This window comes from Paenibacillus macquariensis (assembly GCF_900156375.1).
Classification (GTDB): Bacteria; Bacillota; Bacilli; order Paenibacillales; family Paenibacillaceae; genus Paenibacillus_AQ; species Paenibacillus_AQ macquariensis.
In genome coordinates this window covers 511,550-529,500 of the sequence record NZ_FTNK01000003.1, presented here as the reverse complement: position 1 = coordinate 529,500, position 17,951 = coordinate 511,550, and the positions used below count along the sequence as shown (strand labels likewise).

Here is a 17,951-nt window from a genome sequence, read left to right as displayed (position 1 = left end):
TCTATTTAGAACAAGCTTACTTTTCGGAAATATAAGAAGTAACGCATCAAGTAAAACTTTTGCTATTTATATTAAAAAAGGAACCTTCTCTAAAGTAGAAAATGCTACTTTTGAGAGGGTCCCTATCCTATAACTCTATTATTTCCCCATACCAAAAAACTTTTTAAAACGTTTGAATGCACCTTGTTCAGCATTCATTTGCATCAAAGGTACGGTATCCCCCAGAATTCGACGAGCAATATTGCGATACGCGATCGCTGCTCTAGAATCAGGGTTCATCACGGTTGGTTCTCCGTTATTGGCTGCCTTGATTACATACTCATCATCAGGTACGATCCCAATCAAATCAATATTCAGGACTTGAAGAATATCCTCAATATCTAGCATATCACCAGACTTAACCATGTTATGTCGTATACGATTCACAACGAGTTTTGGAGATTCCACATGGGAACTTTCTAGAAGTCCAATAATTCGATCAGCATCTCGAACTGCGGCATTCTCAGGTGTCGTAACCACAATAGCCTTATCCGCTCCGGCGATCGCATTCTTAAACCCTTGTTCAATACCCGCAGGACAATCGATAATCACATATTCATATTCCTTCTTGAGTTCAAGGATAATGTCTCTTACTTGTTCAGGCCTAATGGCGTCCTTGTCTTTGGTCTGTGCTGCTGGAAGCATATACAATTCATCGAACCGTTTATCTTTCACAAGCGCTTGTCCAAGCCGACATCTTCCCTCAGCTACGTCGACCAAATCATAAATAATACGATTCTCAAGACCCATCACGACATCCAGATTACGCAATCCAATGTCGGTATCCACCAGACATACCTTCTTACCAAGTAAAGCAAGTGCTGTTCCAATATTGGCAGTTGTGGTTGTCTTACCTACTCCACCCTTACCAGAAGTGACAACAATAGCCTCTCCCATGTACTACACCCCCTTAAACATGTTAAAATCGCGCCGTAATCGTACAATATTACTCATCTTATCGATCTGCATAACCCCATCTTGTAAATATGCGAATTCCATACGAGTCTCCCATGTCTCCCACTCATCAGGTGGACGGCTGATCATATCAGAAATCCGTAATTGTGTTGGAGCAAAATGAGAAGCAGCAATAACGGTCTCTTCGTTACCTTCAAAACCCGCATGAGCCATTCCACGTAATGCACCTAAAATATAAATGTCCCCAGTACATGTTACAGAACCCCCTGGGTTCACATCTCCAAGAAACAAAAGATTTCCATCATGATGAAGAACTTGACCAGAACGCACCATTCCGCTCATCACAGTAATGTTGCTACCTAGAACTTCTTCCGGTTTCAATTCTTGTGATTCAACTGACCGTACCAACAGATTACCTTTTTGTTTCATGATCTCAAGGATGCTCTGCTTCTGCTCCCCGGTGATAAACCGTGAACCAAGTTTTATATCCACATGTATAATTGGGCCAGCTAAAATATTTGTATGGCTGTGCTCCAGTTTATATCGAAGTTCGGTCAATAAATCCTCGAAATCACATTCGTCCTCAAGTAGGAATACCAGGCCATCTTTGATGCCCTTAATCGTGACGTGATTGGATTTTACAGTCATAAGCCTGCCCCTCCCATCTTCTTTCATTTCGTTCCCAGAGTCCCAAGTTCCTGCTTTGATCTCTAATATAATAGAATTTAGCCTAAGCTGCCTTCTCTTTTTGGTTAAGTTTACTAATTTTCTCTAGTTGAGATCTTAGAGGAACATAGATTATTAATCCAAAAACAAAGTGAACGAACACATCAGGAAGGATATGATGCACTAAAGCCCAATCATAAGACGTATGACCCATTTGAAATAACGTATATATTCCGTACAAGGTACTATCTAATAGCAGACTTCCCAGAATAATGACGGTCATCATGATAGGCATTGGTGCCCTTGGAGTTTGAAATATGAACCCCATCAGATAGGCTGATAACCCCATCGCAAAGGAGTAGGTCCCCATAATCTGTCCATAAAAAACAACGTCATGCAGTAAGCCAAACACGATCCCAAGGACTAATGCCGTATGCCGATGGTTGTAGATCGATACGAACAGAATCACTATGTACACCAAATTCGGAACAATTCTAGTCTGCCATGCATCAGGAATAAGCCATGGTACAACAGTACCTTCTAATATGAAGAGTATGAATAACAACAGGATAAGAACAGGTCTACGCATCATCACTATTCAGGAACCTCCGGTGTAAACACGACAAATAGTTGTTTCCAATCCACAAAACTTGCAGAAGGTGAAATTATCGCTGTTCTCAACAATCCCATTTCTCCGACTTGAACGCTATCCACAGTTCCGATAATCATTCCTCGAGGATACAATCCCCCACTTCCGGAAGAAACAATCGTGTCTCCTTTTTTCAGTGGGTCTTCCTGTTTGATTCCTGTCATAAGAAGTTTACCGGTCTTCTCGTCATAACTCTCAATGATACCAAATGTTTTATCCTGACTGTTTAGTGCTGTTGCAGCAATAGCATTTGTATTAGGATCCTTTACATCCATCGTAGTAATCAACTTTACCGTTGAAGTAAAGTTACTAACTTTACTTACGACACCAACAAGGCCATCTACTGAGGTGACAGACATATCTACTTTTACGCCATCACGTCCACCAATATCTATAACGAGTGAACGATTATTCGGATCCGTATTCACACTTACGACTTGTGCAATATGGAATTCATAATTGTACTTTTCAAGTTGTGTCTCCGTAAAATGAAGAGCTTCTTGGAGCGTCTTATTCTCAGCTTCCATAAAGTTAAATTGTGCCTTCTCGCGAGTATACTGTGCCAGCGCAATTTTAAGTTGTTCATTCTCTTTATGAATATCATTCATGTTACCAATATCTTCAAACAAGCCCGCTACATAGCCAGCGGGCTTATAAAAGATGTTTTGCACAAAACCGACCGTATCTCTCAGGAATTTCTCAGGCCAGGACAAGTTCGTCCTAGGCCCAAGTGTGAATCCCATTAGAGCTACAAACATAACAAGGCCAATTAATATAACAAACAATCGTTTGTTGCCAAGCAATTTAAACAGTTTCAACACCCTCTAACATTGCTTATTTCTATCCCATATCAAGGGTACTTTCATATCTTAAATTAACGTCTTGATCTAGCAGAACTTTTAAATAAATGAATGTTCTCTAATGCTTTACCTGTACCAATAGCTACACAATCCAATGGGTTCTCTGCCACAATAACCGGCATTCCTGTCTCTTGTGCAAGCAACTTGTCCAAGTTACGCAATAGCGCGCCTCCACCAGTCAATACGATACCACGATCCATAATATCTGCTGCAAGCTCAGGTGGACATTTCTCAAGTGTTACCTTCACTGCTTCAATAATAGCATTCACCGTATCGCCTAACGCTTCACTAATTTCATCTGAAGTAATGGTGATGGTCTTCGGTAATCCTGTCACCAAGTCACGACCACGAATTTCCATCGTTTCCACTTGATCTAGGGGTAAAGCAGAACCCACTTCCATCTTCAACTGTTCGGATGTACGTTCACCAATCATCAAGTTATATTGACGTTTGATGTACTGAATAATGGACTCATCCATTTCGTCTCCAGCGACACGAACAGAACGACTTGTTACAATTCCTCCAAGAGAGATCACTGCAACTTCCGTCGTACCTCCACCGATGTCAACTACCATACTACCCGTTGGTTCCCAGACCGGAAGATCTGCACCTATAGCCGCTGCAAAAGGTTCTTCAATGATATAAGCTTCACGTGCACCCGCTTGCTTCGTCGCATCTTCAACAGCACGTTGTTCCACAGCTGTAATTCCTGAAGGTACACAAACCATCACATTGGGATGACGTTGAAACATAGAACGTTGCTTCTGAGCTTGCTTAATGAAATATTTAATCATCGTTGCTGTGATATCAAAATCTGCAATAACTCCGTCTTTCATAGGGCGTATCGCTTGAATATTACCAGGTGTACGTCCAATCATCTTTTTAGCAGATTCCCCAACAGCCTCAATGCTTTTCGTATCTAATCTAATCGCTACTACTGAAGGTTCTCTAACAACAATGCCCTTACCTCGGACATAGACAAGTGTATTTGCTGTCCCCAAATCAATCCCTAAATCTTTCGTAAAACCACCAAACATGCTGTAAACTCCCTTTCTGTGTCAATCTAAGCAATATATCATATGATGCCTTGTTCCTTCAAACTTACAAATTCTCCATCCCCAATAATGATATGATCTAAAACATCAATTCCAATAATTTGCCCCGCTTCTACTAAACGAGAAGTCAGCGCTATATCTTCGGGACTTGGCGTTGGATCACCACTTGGGTGGTTATGTGCACATACAATCGATGCGCTGCTACATTTAATTGCCGCTCGAAATACTTCTCTTGGATGAACTATAGAAGCGTTCAAACTACCCATAGAAAGTGTTTCTTGGGCTATAATGTGATTTTTTGTATTTAGAAATAGACAAACGAAATGTTCTTTTTGTAAATATCTCAATTGTTTACTTAGGACATCGAATGCATCACGTGGGCTACGGATGGTCACCGTATCGCTCATGCGAGCTCTGGCCAAACGTTGTCCTAGTTCAATTCCAGCTTTAAGCTGAACTGCCTTTGCATTTCCAATACCTTTAATTTGTGTGAGTTCATCTATGCTGAGGTCAACTAGATTGCGAATACTGCCTGCTTTATTCATAATCCGCTCTGCCAAATGAATGGCCGATTCTTGACGAGATCCTGTTCGTAGCAGTATTGCCAGCAATTCAGCATGGCTTAAAGCCTCAGCCCCATAATGCATCATGCGTTCTCTTGGTCGTTCTTCATGGGGGAGGTCGCGCAATAATAAGGATTGCGACTCCACTCTTTTCCCCTCTTTTCTGCTCAATTCAAACATTCAAACAGACTACAAGACATCTACCCCTAATTCCGACAACATATCCGTAAGGAGAGAAAGCGGCAATCCCACGACATTGAAATAACATCCCTGTATACTGTCAATTAGCGTTGCTCCGAGTCCTTGTATCGCATAAGAACCTGCTTTGTCAAAGGGTTCGCCACTATTTACGTATGCTTGAATCTTCCGATGAGACAAAGATTTCATGGTAACTGCTGTCACCTTATGACGGATCAATGTTCTTCCTGTCACTACATCAATACAAGCAACGCCTGTATAAACCTCGTGGGTCTTACCTTGGAGTGAAGATAGCATATCATACGCATCTTGGTCATCCTTAGGTTTACCAAGCACCTGATTGTCTAGGAACACAATCGTATCACTACCTACAATGATAGAAGGTTCTGTCTCCGTCAAGCAAGTCCGATGCACGGCTTCCGCTTTGCGAAGAGCCAATCCCTCTACGATTTCACGAGGGGTCCAGTCCTCAGGAGTATCTTCATCTGCATGACTGGGTTTAATTTCGTATGGAATACGTAGAGAGGAGATTAACTCCTGTCGACGCGGGGATGTCGATGCCAGAATAATTCGATGTGAGTGTTGTGAATTCAAGTAGAGTTCTCCTTTATCTTCGATTATAGCTTACGGTACAGCCACACGGAGATAATCATACTCAGCAAGCTTAGTAAACACAGTTTCATTTGAATGGTAAAATCATAACTAATAATATTCAAGTCAGCTTGTGGTGACCATTTGATCACCTTTGATGCGGTAAGAAAAGATAGACTTTGAACAGGCTCAAGAGCCGTGGCAATCCATGCTCCCACCAGCCACCCAAGTAGCAGAAACAATATAAGCATTCCTACGTTTCTCTTCATTCGTATCTTCCCTCGCCATTTTTTGACACTCACATTATTATACGGTTATTTCTAGTTCAATACAAACAAAAATCCGATAGGGGAAGTATTTCCAATTTCCTCTACCGGATACATAATCTATTTAGTTCTTTTTCATCATATTAATAATTTCTTTTTGCCCCATCATATATTCCATCATATAAGACTGTATTTCCCATAAATGACCTTTAGAAGTATTTCTATTGTATTCGGTCACGGATGATAGAGCACTATTCATTGTTTGTTCCATCTTCTTTCCTACCACAACTGCTTCAGGACTTAGACCCGCTTGTAAGGTTTTTATCGACTCGGTCCACACTCTGTGCAGTTCTGTGAGTACGACCATTTCGCTGTTACTTAAGGGGATCGGGGTTTCCATTCCAAGTAACGATGCCGAATGTGTACTTAAAGATGAGATTAGATCCGCACTGACGTCAAAGTAACGATTCAGATTCTCAGCATCTCCCGAGAAGGCAAGCTCACTGGCTGACGGAAGCGTTATCTCTCTTACGTAGAGCTCAACGCCTTGTGTCTTCAACTGATTACTAAGCAACTTCGCTTGTTCACGATCTGTAGATATCCCCGCATATACCCGGAATCCCAGATCTGGGTCATCTCCTGCTGCGAGACCAATCTTCTGAAGCTCCTCTTTGGCAATCTCCACACGCTCTGCATTACTGAACACACCATACTGTAGCATATAATACGTCTGTGGTTCTAACGTAACTGCAACTGCTGGAATCTGACCTTCCGTCTCGACTGGTATATTACTATTTACCGGGATACTTTCTATCGCTGTACTTTTTTGTGAATCTTCAGAAAATATATTTCCTACATCAAAAAAGGAAAGAACCACGAACCCGAACAATGCGCCTGTCACTACTGCTGCCGTTACTGTACCAAATATCTTCCACATTGAGGCAGGTCGACGAGGACGATACTCTGCATAATCATGATCAACTTCAACTTCCGGTCCTATGATTCTTTCGTTCGGAAGCTCTTTGTCACTAAAATCATCAAATACATCTTCTATTGGATCCACTCTTTGATAACGGTTTGCCATCAACTCTTCCCAAGCCTCGTTCTTACTAAATGGATCTCCCCATCCGGCTAATGGCTCTGGTACAACCGCTAACCTAGGATAGTTTATATTTCTTGATTCATCTGATGACTCACTCTCAACGTTACTTTCCATAGATTTCTGTACAACGATTGGATCTTCACTTTGCTCCAAGTGCCGTTCACCTACGTCAAATCGAAATGTCATTCTTCCTTTATTCACGGTTAACACCTCACCTTGTCTCATCTTCTATTATCCAAATATATGATAGATTTAAGAAAGATATGTTCAGTAAGACTGTGTAAATATGAAAAAAGATGAAATCGTCTAATATATATCATTAAAATCTACTACATAGCAAAACGGCAGCACAAGGATGAACTCCTTGCGCTACCGCCATTTTAGAAATCTATAGTCATTTAACTCTTATTTCTTATTCAAGTCTTTAGCTAATTCAGCTCCGACTTTCCAGATATCACCTGCACCCATAGTTAACACTACGTCTCCAGATGCCAATCTTGTCTTCAAATCTAGCAGGACATCTTCTTTCGTCGGAAGATATCTTGCCCCAGCATTGCTGTTCTGAACAATAAGCTCCACTAATTTGGATGAATGTACGCCTTCGATTTGCTTCTCACCCGCAGGTGAATAGATATCTGTAATAATAACCTCATCCGCTTCACTGAAAGCTCGGCTGAAAGCATCGAGTAAAAAGAATGTCCGCGAATATCGCTGCGGTTGAAATACTGCAATAATTCGTTTACCTGTTGCCTTAGCTGCACTAATCGTAGCTTCAATCTCTGTTGGATGGTGTGCATAATCATCAATGATGAGAATACCATCCTCTTCACCTAGTACCTGAAACCGTCGTTTCGCTCCATTAAATTCCGATATCCCTTGTACAATCGCATCAAAAGAAATACCCGATGTTAGACAGACAATGATGGTTGCCATGGCATTATATACATTATGAAGACCTGGAACGGACAATTCTACAGTCCCGAGCTTCTCGCCATGATGACTCAACATGAATGAAACTTGGCGATCTCCAAGAACAATCTCACTCGCCATATAATCCGCCTCTGATTTAATACCATAAGTAACAATTGAACAATCTAGCTGAGGCAAGATTGACTGAACGTTATGATCATCGCCACAGACTACAGCAGTCCCATCTTTACGAATCTGATTCAGAAATTGGACATATGCTCCTTTTAACTCTTCGAAATCACTGTTATAATTCTCCAGGTGATCCGCTTCAATATTCGTTACGACGCCAAGCCATGGATGATATTGAAGGAACGAACCATCACTTTCGTCCGCTTCAGCAACCACATGCTCCCCTTGACCCGCTTTAGCATTCGTTCCTACATTCATGATTTCCCCACCAATAATATATGTAGGGTCCACACCGCATTTCTCCATAACTAGTGCAATCATCGATGATGTAGTCGTCTTACCATGCGCACCTGCAACAGCTACGCCTTTGCGTTCGTTAAGCAGTCTAGCCAACATTTGCGAACGATGTAACGTCGGAATATTTAACTGTTCCGCTTCTACTCGTTCTACATTGTCTTTGGATAATGCCGTAGAATATACGACCAAGTCAGCACCATGTACTTGTTCTGCGGTATGACCAATATAGATTTTGGCTCCTTTAGCTGCCAACTTTTCCGTCAATTCCTGAGCTACTACATCAGAACCCGTAACTGTATGACCCATTTCTAACATGACTCTTGCAATGGCACTCATTCCGTAGCCACCAATACCGATAAAATGCACATGTTCTGTATTCAACAGTTATTCACCAACCTTTTTCAGAATCGGATAGATTTAAGAGAGACCCTCGCACGTCGGCAATTAAATATAATGTACCGGATACCACTCCAAGATCCGCCTCTTCCGTCCGTAACTTTAATTTATCTAACGCTATTCGCCAATCAGGTTCTACTATAATTTGCAAATTTGGTTTGCCGTATATAGGCTTCAGCTGTTCCACAATCTCCAACAGCTTATTCACGTCCATTTTCTTACGAAAATCGGGTTCAGTCAGAATAAGTGTATCCACTATAGGAAGTATATGCTTCAAGTAGGATTCATGATGCTTATTTGACAACATCCCCATCATCAAATTTAATGATTGATATTTATAGTACTGAGGTAAGCTCTTCACAAGCGTCTCTGCACCCTCTGGATTATGCGCTCCATCTAATATAATCCTTGGAGAAGTCCCTATTTCCTCTAGTCGACCTGCCCATACTGTATTTCGGAATCCTTGAAGGAGCTCTTCATCATCCATGACGAATGCCATGTACTGACGAAGAACCTCAAGTACCATCATAGCAGCTGAAGCATTCGCAATCTGATGTTCACCTTTCATTCCAATCTCGATATCCATCGAACGGAAAGGTCCAGCATAATGAAAAGATTGCATACTAGACTCATAGTCTAGACGTTCATACGTGAATTGCTCTCCCGCTAGATATAACGTTGAATGGTTTCTTTCGGCTGTTGCTCTCAATACCTCAACAACTTCAGGCTGATTCGCACAACTAACAACGGGAACACCAGGTTTAATAATCCCTGCTTTTTCCGAAGCGATTTCTGATAGAGTATCTCCTAGAATATCCGTATGGTCTAGGCCTACATTCGTAATAACCGACACAACCGGATTTACAATATTTGTTACATCCAGTCTACCCCCAAGACCCGTCTCCCATACCACGACATCAGGTACGCAAACCTCTGCATAATATAGAATAGCAAGGGCCGTCGATACCTCAAACATCGTCGGTGAACCAAGCTCAGTTAGTGCTATCGCATCAACCACAGGACGCAAACGATTCGTGAGATCAAGTAACGTCTCTTCGGGAATATCATCACCATTATACTGAAAGCGATTAGTGAACTTGGTAATATACGGTGATGTGAACGTTCCCACAGAATACCCAGTTGCTAACAGAACTTTAGTCAAGAAGGCACAAGTAGAGCCCTTACCATTCGTCCCCGCTACATGAATAAATTTGAGACGACGATGGGGTTGCCCCAGTTGTTCCATCATCATATCCATTCGAGATAAACCTGGTCTGATCCCAAAAGGGATCAAACCATTAATCCAATTGACTGCTTCTTTATAAGTTGCAAGAGGAGACTGATGTTCGGCTCCTATATGATCCCCCATACTCTCTCACCTTCAGGTCTATGAATTGGTTGTTAAGTTATCCTTTGAGTTCTTCAATTCTAGCCAACACTTTACTACGCTTATCCGAATAATCCGCTTGTTTGGCACGTTCCTCGTCAATAACTTTAGCAGGAGCCTTAGCAACAAACCCTTGATTGCTAAGTTTCTTCTCAACCCGATCTACTTCATCATTTAACGTTTGAACTTCTTTTTCTAGACGAGCAATTTCTTGTGTGATATCAATTAATCCAGCCAATGGTAAGTACAATTCAGCACCACTCACAACAGCTATCATGGATTTCTCTGGAGCTGGAATATCTACACCTACTTCGAAGCTAGATGTATTACAGAAACGTTTCACGTAATTCTCATTACGACTCACGATGCCGTACACGTCAGCATTTCCTGCTTTAACGATCAATTCCACCTTCTTGCTCATCGGTACATTAACTTCAGCGCGGATATTACGCACCGTGCGGATGATATCCATCAACATATTCATTTCGTTAACCGCATCAATATTCTCAAAGGCAGCGTTATACTCCGGCCATGCAGCCAGTGTAATCGTATCTCCTTCATGTGGTAGGTGCTGCCATATTTCTTCGGAGATGAATGGCATGAATGGATGGATCAAACGTAACGTACGATCAAGTACATACGCAAGAACCGACTTCGTATTCTTCTTAGCAACTTCATCTTCACCGTATAAGGACAGTTTGGCAATCTCAATATACCAATCGCAAAGGTCATCCCATATAAAGTTGTACAACAGGCGTCCTGTCTCACCAAAGTCGTAAGCATCTATTAGACGCGTGATATCACGTGAAGTTTCGTTTAATCGATGAAGTATCCAACGATCAGACGTTTGTAAGTCTCCACTGATATCGATATCTTCGAATTTGAATCCTTCTAGATTCATAAGAGCAAATCGAGAAGCATTCCATATTTTATTGGCAAAATTACGAGATTGTTCAACACGTTCCCAGCGGAAACGAAGATCTTGACCCGGTGTACTACCAGTAGAAATCATATAACGCATCGCATCCGCGCCATATTTCTCGATAACTTCTAATGGATCTACTCCGTTACCAAGAGACTTAGACATTTTCAGTCCATCCGAATCTCTAACGAGACCATGCATCAATACATCTTTGAATGGAATCTCATCCGTGAATTCAAGCGCAGTGAAGATCATTCGCGCTACCCAGAAGTAAATGATGTCATATCCAGTAACGAGCACGTTCGTGGAATAATAACGTTTCAAATCTTCCGTATCATCAGGCCATCCAAGCGTTGAGAACGGCCATAGCGCTGAGCTGAACCACGTATCCAATACATCTTCATCTTGTCTTAGTTCGGTGCTTCCACACTTGGAACATACCGTCACAGCCTCATGGGCTACATGAAGTTCGCCACAAGAATCACAGAACCAAGCCGGGATGCGATGGCCCCACCAAAGTTGTCTTGATATACACCAATCGCGAACGTTTTCAATCCAGTTTAAATAAACCTTCTCGAATCGATCCGGTACGAAATTAACTCCATTGCCTGACTTCTGTACTTCAATCGCCTTTTCTGCCAGTGGCTTCATCTTAACGAACCATTGTGTAGATAGGTAAGGTTCAACGACAGCCCCTGTACGTTCACTGTGTCCAACTTGATGAACATGATCCTCGATATTAATGAGGACACCTTGTTCTTGCAAATCCTTAACAATCTGCTTACGGCAGACACTGCGATCCATACCTTCATATGGGCCTGCTAAGTCATTCATTGTACCCGTATCGTCCATGACACTGATCTGCTCCAGTTGATGACGCTGACCAACTTCAAAGTCATTAGGATCATGAGCAGGCGTAATCTTCACTGCACCACTTCCGAATTCTTGCTCCACATAATCATCAGCAATAATCGGAATTTCACGACCAATGATAGGAAGAAGAACCATTTTACCAATCATATCTTTATATCGCTCGTCCTTAGGATGAACAGCAATAGCCGTATCACCTAACATTGTCTCTGGACGTGTAGTCGCAACAGTAATGTGACCACTACCGTCTTTTAGAGGATACTTCAGGTGATAGAGATGTCCCTGTACCTCTTTATGCTCTACTTCAATATCAGAAAGCGCCGTACGTGCAACTGGATCCCAGTTAATAATATATTTACCACGGTAGATAAGACCTTTATTATACAGTTTTACAAAGACTTCACGAACTGCTTTAGAAAGACCCTCATCTAATGTGAAACGTTCCTTAGAGTAATCAAGAGATAAGCCCATCTTAGCCCACTGCTCATGGATTGTATTCGCATACTGATCCTTCCACTCCCATACTTGATCCAGAAATTTCTCTCTTCCTAAATCATAACGAGATACGCCCTGCGCACGAAGCTTCTGTTCCACCTTCGTCTGTGTAGCGATACCTGCATGGTCCGTACCTGGAAGCCATAAAGCATCATAACCCTGCATCCTTTTCGTACGAATCAGAATATCCTGCAACGTGAAATCCAGAGCATGACCTATATGAAGCATTCCTGTCACGTTAGGTGGCGGAATTACAATCGTATAAGGCTCTGCTTCTGGTCTTTGACCTGCTTTGAAAAACTCGCCATCCATCCAATATTTATACCATTTCTGTTCAGCAGATTTCGGGTCATACGTAGTTGGCATTTCAATCGTTGTTTTCTTCTCATTGTCAGTCATAATAAGTTACCCTCCATTACATCTTCAGAATATCTAAAAACACAAAAAACCTATCGCCCTCAAAGGACGAAAGGTTAACTTTCGCGGTACCACCTTTGTTTCGTGTATGCTGAATAATAAGCCACTATATTCAAGGCTTATCACTATACCAATCACGACACTCATACAGATAACGGCTGCTACCGGCCATATTCTACTCATGAGGTTAACCTCAAGCATTCAAAAAGGCAACTCCAGGGTGACTTTCGCTTGGCTGCATCCTGCGGAATCTTCCAGCTTACAATTCCGCTCTCTGAAGGGCACACCAACTACTCTTCCCGTTCACAGTTTATTGTTAAATATTCTATTGTTATAATAACGTTCATATGGCTTGTAGTCAACTTCCTATCCATGTTTAAAACCCCGTACACGAGGAAATGTACGGGGTGATCCTAATTAGAACTAATAATACATGTTATGGAATGTAAAGAATTTGTCCTTCTTCGATCGTCTGCTCTGACAATCGATTATGCAGCAGTAGTTCTCTTGGACTCATTTGGTAACGATCTGCAATAAGATCAATCGTCTCTTCTCTTTGTACAATACAGAGACGAACTTTACTAAATGGTGTCTTCTCAGATGTACCACCCAGGAACAGGCTCTTCCACTGAACATCTTCATTAATCGAATGATCATGATTTATTTCTTGCGCAATGAGCTGTTCCTCTTGCGCTTGCTGCTCCTGATCTCTTAACGTTCGTAATCGACTAGATGTCAGTATGGAAGATAAGCCCACGTTATCTTGCACAGTAGCTGGCACTTCTTTTTTACTACCTAAACCGATTCTAAGCTCTGCCTTCTCTTCTTCCTGCACGAATTCAGGAACTGCAACAACTGGAGTTACATCCCCCTCTAACAAACCATTGTCTAACGAATGTAATGTGGAATGTTCATTCTCATCGTGCAAGATAGGTTCTACAACGATTTCGTTCACCGTAAAATGTTCCTTGTCATCTTTCAGTCCAATATTCCACACATTAGAGTGGTCTTTCTGACGGGCAAGTTCATCTTCCGTATGTAGCACCGGTGTATGAATACCATCAGTAGTACCATAATCATCTTGAGCACCAAAACCAACAGATTCACTTATTCCAAACGTGTGCTCATCTGACGACTCCACATTCGCATAAGCTAGATCTTCTAGGGAAGGTCGAGAAGACTCGTTGTAATCCAACGGCTGATCTGGTGAATGAACTACAGTGAAATCTTCCGCATTCCAAGATGACGTATCATTTGCGAAAGATTCAATGCCACGCAAGGATAGCACACCTGTAATGTTAAGACTCCTCTCGGACAATAAATCCACGTCGAAATTTTCAATTTCAACACCAATCTCATCCAAAGAAGTTACACGGTTAAGGGGAACGGTTATTTCAACGGGAATATAATGTTCTAGCCGCTGGGTTGCGCTCTCCTCACCTTCACCCCTGTACAAACCTGTTAGTATCAAATGACCTCGGAGTGCAGCTTGATCTTCCTGGCTAATCACCTGGATGTACGGTAACAGCTCAATCTCTTCAAGCTCCGCAATTCCAGCCACTTCTTCTGACAGTTGAATGCGTTCATAAATATCAAAGCGCAAACCGTAGGACTGGTCAAACACAGGTAACGTCCTCCTTTCGGCATATTATAACCATGAGTTCACTCACGGCATGAGCCCATTTTTCTTAACTCATTTTATCTATATGCTTTAAAAGGTAGAGCATGCCTCTTTTACCATTATCCTTTGGATTACGTTCGTAGAATATTCTGTAACTCAATAAGATCTGTTGGCCACGGATCAACAATTTCTATGTATTCCCCCGAAAATGGATGGGTAAAACATAATCGTTCTCCGTGAAGAGCTTGCCTTCCAATGAGTCCAATACTACCTTCATACAATAAATCACCTAACAAAGGATGGCCCAAATGATTCATATGAACACGTATTTGATGCGTACGACCTGTATCCAATTCAAGATGAACTAGACTTGCACCGGTATATCTCTCTTCCACACGTACACGAGTAATGGCAGATTGCCCTGTAGGTGAAACACGCCGACGCTGAGCATGGTGCCGATCCTTACCGATCGGAAGATCAATCTCCGATAAACTGGAGCTGACATTTCCCTCAACAAAGGCGATATACTTCCGTTCTATTTTCTTCAAGCGCATGTCTTCATCGAGTTTCAGTTGGGCCCATTCATTCTTCGCATAAAGTACGGGGCCAGATGTATGCTGATCAAGTCTATGGATATGTCTGACTGCTACCTCTTCACCCATTCCCTCATAGTGGGCGGCTACAATATGATCGAGTGTAACCTCACCCTTGCGCCCATCCGGATGTATCGTCATTCCTGCTGGTTTGTGTACGACTAGACAGAAATCATCCTCAAAGAGCACTTCAAGCTCCTGCCAGATCGAATCAATTCCTAGGGGACGAGAAGGAAAAAGAGCCAGCAATAGCTTAGCTCCATTCCATTTAATCTTCTTCTCATGGATAAGTCTTTGCAACAACCTCTCGGGCATACCCATGGTGTTGATCAACCATTTGATTGTTTCTGCTTCATGGTCTTCTGCACCTAGGATCGCTTTACCCGGACTAAGTTCTAGCCATTCTCCACGCCGCGTCCATTTAACTTGATTACTCATAAAGCTTTAAGCGCGTTATAATTCGCCTCTATCGTTAACTCAATATCTTCAACACTATGTGCAGCAGACACGAACATTCCCTCAAACTGTGATGGAGCTACACTCACACCATGGTTAAGCATCGCTGCAAAATAACGACGGAACATATCTATATTGCTACTCTTCGCAGTATCAAAGTTGGTTACCGGTTTATCCGTAAAGAATGGACATACCATAGATCCTACGCGATTGATTGTAACCGGAACCCCAAGTTCTTTAGCATTCCGTTCAAAACCTGCTTGTAATCGAGCAGCACGTTCTTCTAGTTGTGTGTACACTTCAGGTGTGAGTAACTTCAGTGTTGTATAGCCAGCTGCCATGGCCAATGGATTGCCACTAAGTGTACCTGCTTGGTAGATCGGTCCTGATGGAGAAATCTGCTCCATAATTTCACGTTTACCACCATAGGCACCTACCGGCAATCCTCCACCAATGACTTTTCCAAGACAAGTGAGATCTGGCATGATGCCAAATAATCCTTGGGCACATTCCCGGTCCACTCGGAATCCAGTCATAACTTCATCAAATATAAGTAAACTACCGTATTTCGTAGTTAGATCGCGTAATCCTTGTAGAAATCCTGGTAGTGGGGGTACAACACCCATATTACCTGCTATCGGCTCCACAATGACACATGCGAGATCTTCACCGAAATGTTCGAATGCCACTTTTGCAGATTCAAGATCATTATAAGGAACCGTGATCGTGTTTGACGCAACACCCTCGGGTACACCAGGACTATCCGGTAATCCCAATGTAGCTACACCAGAACCTGCTTTGATCAATAGACTGTCTGCGTGTCCGTGATATGAACCTTCAAATTTCAAAATTTTGCTTCTACCTGTCACACCACGAGCAAGGCGAATCGCACTCATCGTAGCTTCTGTACCCGAATTAACCATCCGTACGATATCGATCGAAGGAACTCTCTCACACACCGTCTTCGCCATCTCTGTCTCTATCAACGTTGGAGCACCAAAGCTCGTCCCTTTCAAGGCAACTTCGCGAATGGCAGAGATCACTTCTGGATGGGCATGGCCCATAATTAAAGGTCCCCATGAGCACACGTAATCAAGAAAGCTATTGCCATCGATATCATAAATGCGAGAACCTTCTCCGCGCTCCACATAAACCGGCGTTAAGCCTACACTTTTAAATGCACGTACGGGGCTATTTACTCCCCCTGGAATATACTGCTTAGCTATTTCAAAGGCGGCCCTTGAAGCCTCTTCTTTACGATTCCCGGACAAATTGCTCATTCTCGCCACTCCTATCATTAGTGAAATCTATTTTTCAGTTAACCAACCAGCCATATCTTTAGCAAAGTAAGTGATAATAATATCTGCGCCTGCACGTTTCATGCCTGTCAGCATTTCCTGTACAATGGCTTTCTCATTAATCCAACCTTGTTGTGCAGCAGCTTTCACCATGGAATATTCACCGCTAACGTTGTATGCAACCAAAGGAAGATCGAATTGATCCTTGATCATGCGGATAATATCTAAATAGGCTAGTGCTGGCTTTACCATCAGCATGTCAGCACCCTCAAGCACGTCAGACTCAGCTTCTCTTAGCGCTTCTCTTGCATTCGCAGGGTCCATTTGATATGTTTTACGATCTCCGAACTGAGGAGCTGAATCAGCCGCTTCTCGGAATGGGCCATAGAACGCAGAGGCGTACTTCACAGCGTAGGACATGATTGGGATGTTTTTGAAACCCGCTTCGTCCAAACCTTCACGTATCGCTTGGACGAATCCATCCATCATATTAGAAGGTGCGATGATATCCGCCCCCGCTTTGGCTTGAGATACTGCGGTCTTAACGAGAAGGACAAGCGACTCATCATTCAGCACATCTCCATGAATATGACCATCATGTTCAAACGTATGTACCATCCCACAATGTCCATGATCCGTGAACTCACATAAACAGGTATCCGCAATAACTAACAATTCTGGATACCAACTCTTGATCAGACGCGTCGCTTCTTGTACGATACCATCGTCTGCAAATCCAGAAGATCCAATACTGTCCTTTGTTGCAGGAATACCAAATAATAGTACTGCCGGAATCCCTAAAGAAGCTATGTGATCCACTTCACTCTTCAACGTATCCAGTGAGAAATGATAGACGCCAGGCATGGATGAAATTTCATTCTTCACATTTGTTCCGTGCGTCACAAATATAGGTTGTACTAAGTCCTGCACATTTAAAACCGTCTCTCGCACCATATTGCGAATACCTACAGATTGACGTAAACGACGATGCCGTACTAATGGAAAGCTCATAGTTGTTGACCTCCTAAAATTTTTCAAGCATATGCTTCATGGGGTACTTCGAGAAAAATACTTCGGAAGCATGTATTAGTATTTCGGTTCAATGCCAATTACTAGGCAAGAATAACATTCGTGTAGTTGACCGCTACGGTAACGGATTGTTCTTACGATCGCTGTTGACCTCAGATTTCTTGATTG

16 protein-coding genes and 1 other annotated feature are annotated in these 17,951 nt (G+C 42.4%); all 16 genes read right to left on the bottom strand.

The annotated features are described in order from the left end of the window. Positions 1-138 precede the first annotated feature (138 nt). Entirely contained in the window at positions 139-936 is a 798-nt protein-coding gene (minD, locus tag BW961_RS08380; RefSeq protein WP_068583374.1) for a septum site-determining protein MinD, read from the bottom strand. A 3-nt stretch (positions 937-939) separates the two neighbouring features. Continuing rightward, a complete protein-coding gene (gene minC, locus BW961_RS08375) occupies positions 940-1,602 on the bottom strand; it encodes a septum site-determining protein MinC (protein ID WP_068583372.1) in 663 nt (220 codons plus the stop codon). Between the two features lie 82 nt (positions 1,603-1,684). After that, positions 1,685-2,215: a rod shape-determining protein MreD gene (gene mreD / locus BW961_RS08370; protein ID WP_068583368.1), complete on the bottom strand. Its 531-nt coding sequence runs from the start codon at positions 2,213-2,215 to the stop codon at positions 1,685-1,687. After that, on the bottom strand, positions 2,215-3,090 hold the full coding sequence (gene mreC, locus BW961_RS08365; protein WP_068583365.1) for a rod shape-determining protein MreC: 876 nt from the start codon (positions 3,088-3,090) through the stop codon (positions 2,215-2,217). Before mreC ends, mreD begins: the two co-directional genes overlap by 1 nt. A gap of 53 nt (positions 3,091-3,143) precedes the next feature. Then, complete coding sequence (locus tag BW961_RS08360) at positions 3,144-4,166, bottom strand: rod shape-determining protein (protein WP_068583361.1); 1,023 nt, start codon at positions 4,164-4,166, stop codon at positions 3,144-3,146. A gap of 38 nt (positions 4,167-4,204) precedes the next feature. Next, a complete protein-coding gene (radC, locus tag BW961_RS08355; protein WP_170878541.1) occupies positions 4,205-4,927 on the bottom strand; it encodes a RadC family protein in 723 nt (240 codons plus the stop codon). 9 nt (positions 4,928-4,936) lie between these two features. Next, the gene (locus BW961_RS08350; protein WP_068583356.1) at positions 4,937-5,539 is read right to left on the bottom strand and encodes a Maf family protein; all 603 of its coding nucleotides are present in this window, start codon (positions 5,537-5,539) and stop codon (positions 4,937-4,939) included. Between the two features lie 23 nt (positions 5,540-5,562). Then, a complete protein-coding gene (locus BW961_RS08345; protein ID WP_068583353.1) occupies positions 5,563-5,805 on the bottom strand; it encodes a DUF4321 domain-containing protein in 243 nt (80 codons plus the stop codon). Positions 5,806-5,926: 121 nt separating this feature from the next. Continuing rightward, positions 5,927-7,129 (bottom strand): SPOR domain-containing protein, encoded by a 1,203-nt coding sequence (locus tag BW961_RS08340; protein WP_068583350.1) that lies wholly within the window; start codon positions 7,127-7,129, stop codon positions 5,927-5,929. Positions 7,130-7,309: 180 nt separating this feature from the next. Continuing rightward, positions 7,310-8,680 carry a UDP-N-acetylmuramate--L-alanine ligase gene (murC, locus tag BW961_RS08335; protein ID WP_068583347.1) on the bottom strand — a complete coding sequence of 457 codons (1,371 nt, stop codon included), beginning with the start codon at positions 8,678-8,680 and terminating at the stop codon, positions 7,310-7,312. A 7-nt stretch (positions 8,681-8,687) separates the two neighbouring features. Then, a complete protein-coding gene (locus tag BW961_RS08330; RefSeq protein ID WP_068583344.1) occupies positions 8,688-10,064 on the bottom strand; it encodes a bifunctional folylpolyglutamate synthase/dihydrofolate synthase in 1,377 nt (458 codons plus the stop codon). A 37-nt stretch (positions 10,065-10,101) separates the two neighbouring features. Next, positions 10,102-12,768 carry a valine--tRNA ligase gene (locus BW961_RS08325; protein ID WP_068583341.1) on the bottom strand — a complete coding sequence of 889 codons (2,667 nt, stop codon included), beginning with the start codon at positions 12,766-12,768 and terminating at the stop codon, positions 10,102-10,104. Between the two features lie 59 nt (positions 12,769-12,827). Beyond that, positions 12,828-13,102, bottom strand: a binding site (T-box leader). 120 nt (positions 13,103-13,222) lie between these two features. After that, positions 13,223-14,410, bottom strand: coding sequence for a LysM peptidoglycan-binding domain-containing protein (locus BW961_RS31120; RefSeq protein ID WP_068583338.1), 1,188 nt, complete (start codon positions 14,408-14,410; stop codon positions 13,223-13,225). A gap of 128 nt (positions 14,411-14,538) precedes the next feature. Further along, a complete protein-coding gene (locus BW961_RS08315) occupies positions 14,539-15,438 on the bottom strand; it encodes an RluA family pseudouridine synthase (protein ID WP_068583336.1) in 900 nt (299 codons plus the stop codon). Next, positions 15,435-16,736: a glutamate-1-semialdehyde 2,1-aminomutase gene (gene hemL / locus BW961_RS08310; RefSeq protein WP_170878540.1), complete on the bottom strand. Its 1,302-nt coding sequence runs from the start codon at positions 16,734-16,736 to the stop codon at positions 15,435-15,437. The genes BW961_RS08315 and hemL overlap by 4 nt, the downstream gene beginning before the upstream one ends. A 27-nt stretch (positions 16,737-16,763) precedes the next feature. After that, a complete protein-coding gene (hemB, locus tag BW961_RS08305) occupies positions 16,764-17,765 on the bottom strand; it encodes a porphobilinogen synthase (protein WP_068583333.1) in 1,002 nt (333 codons plus the stop codon). Between the last annotated feature and the right edge of the window lie 186 nt (positions 17,766-17,951).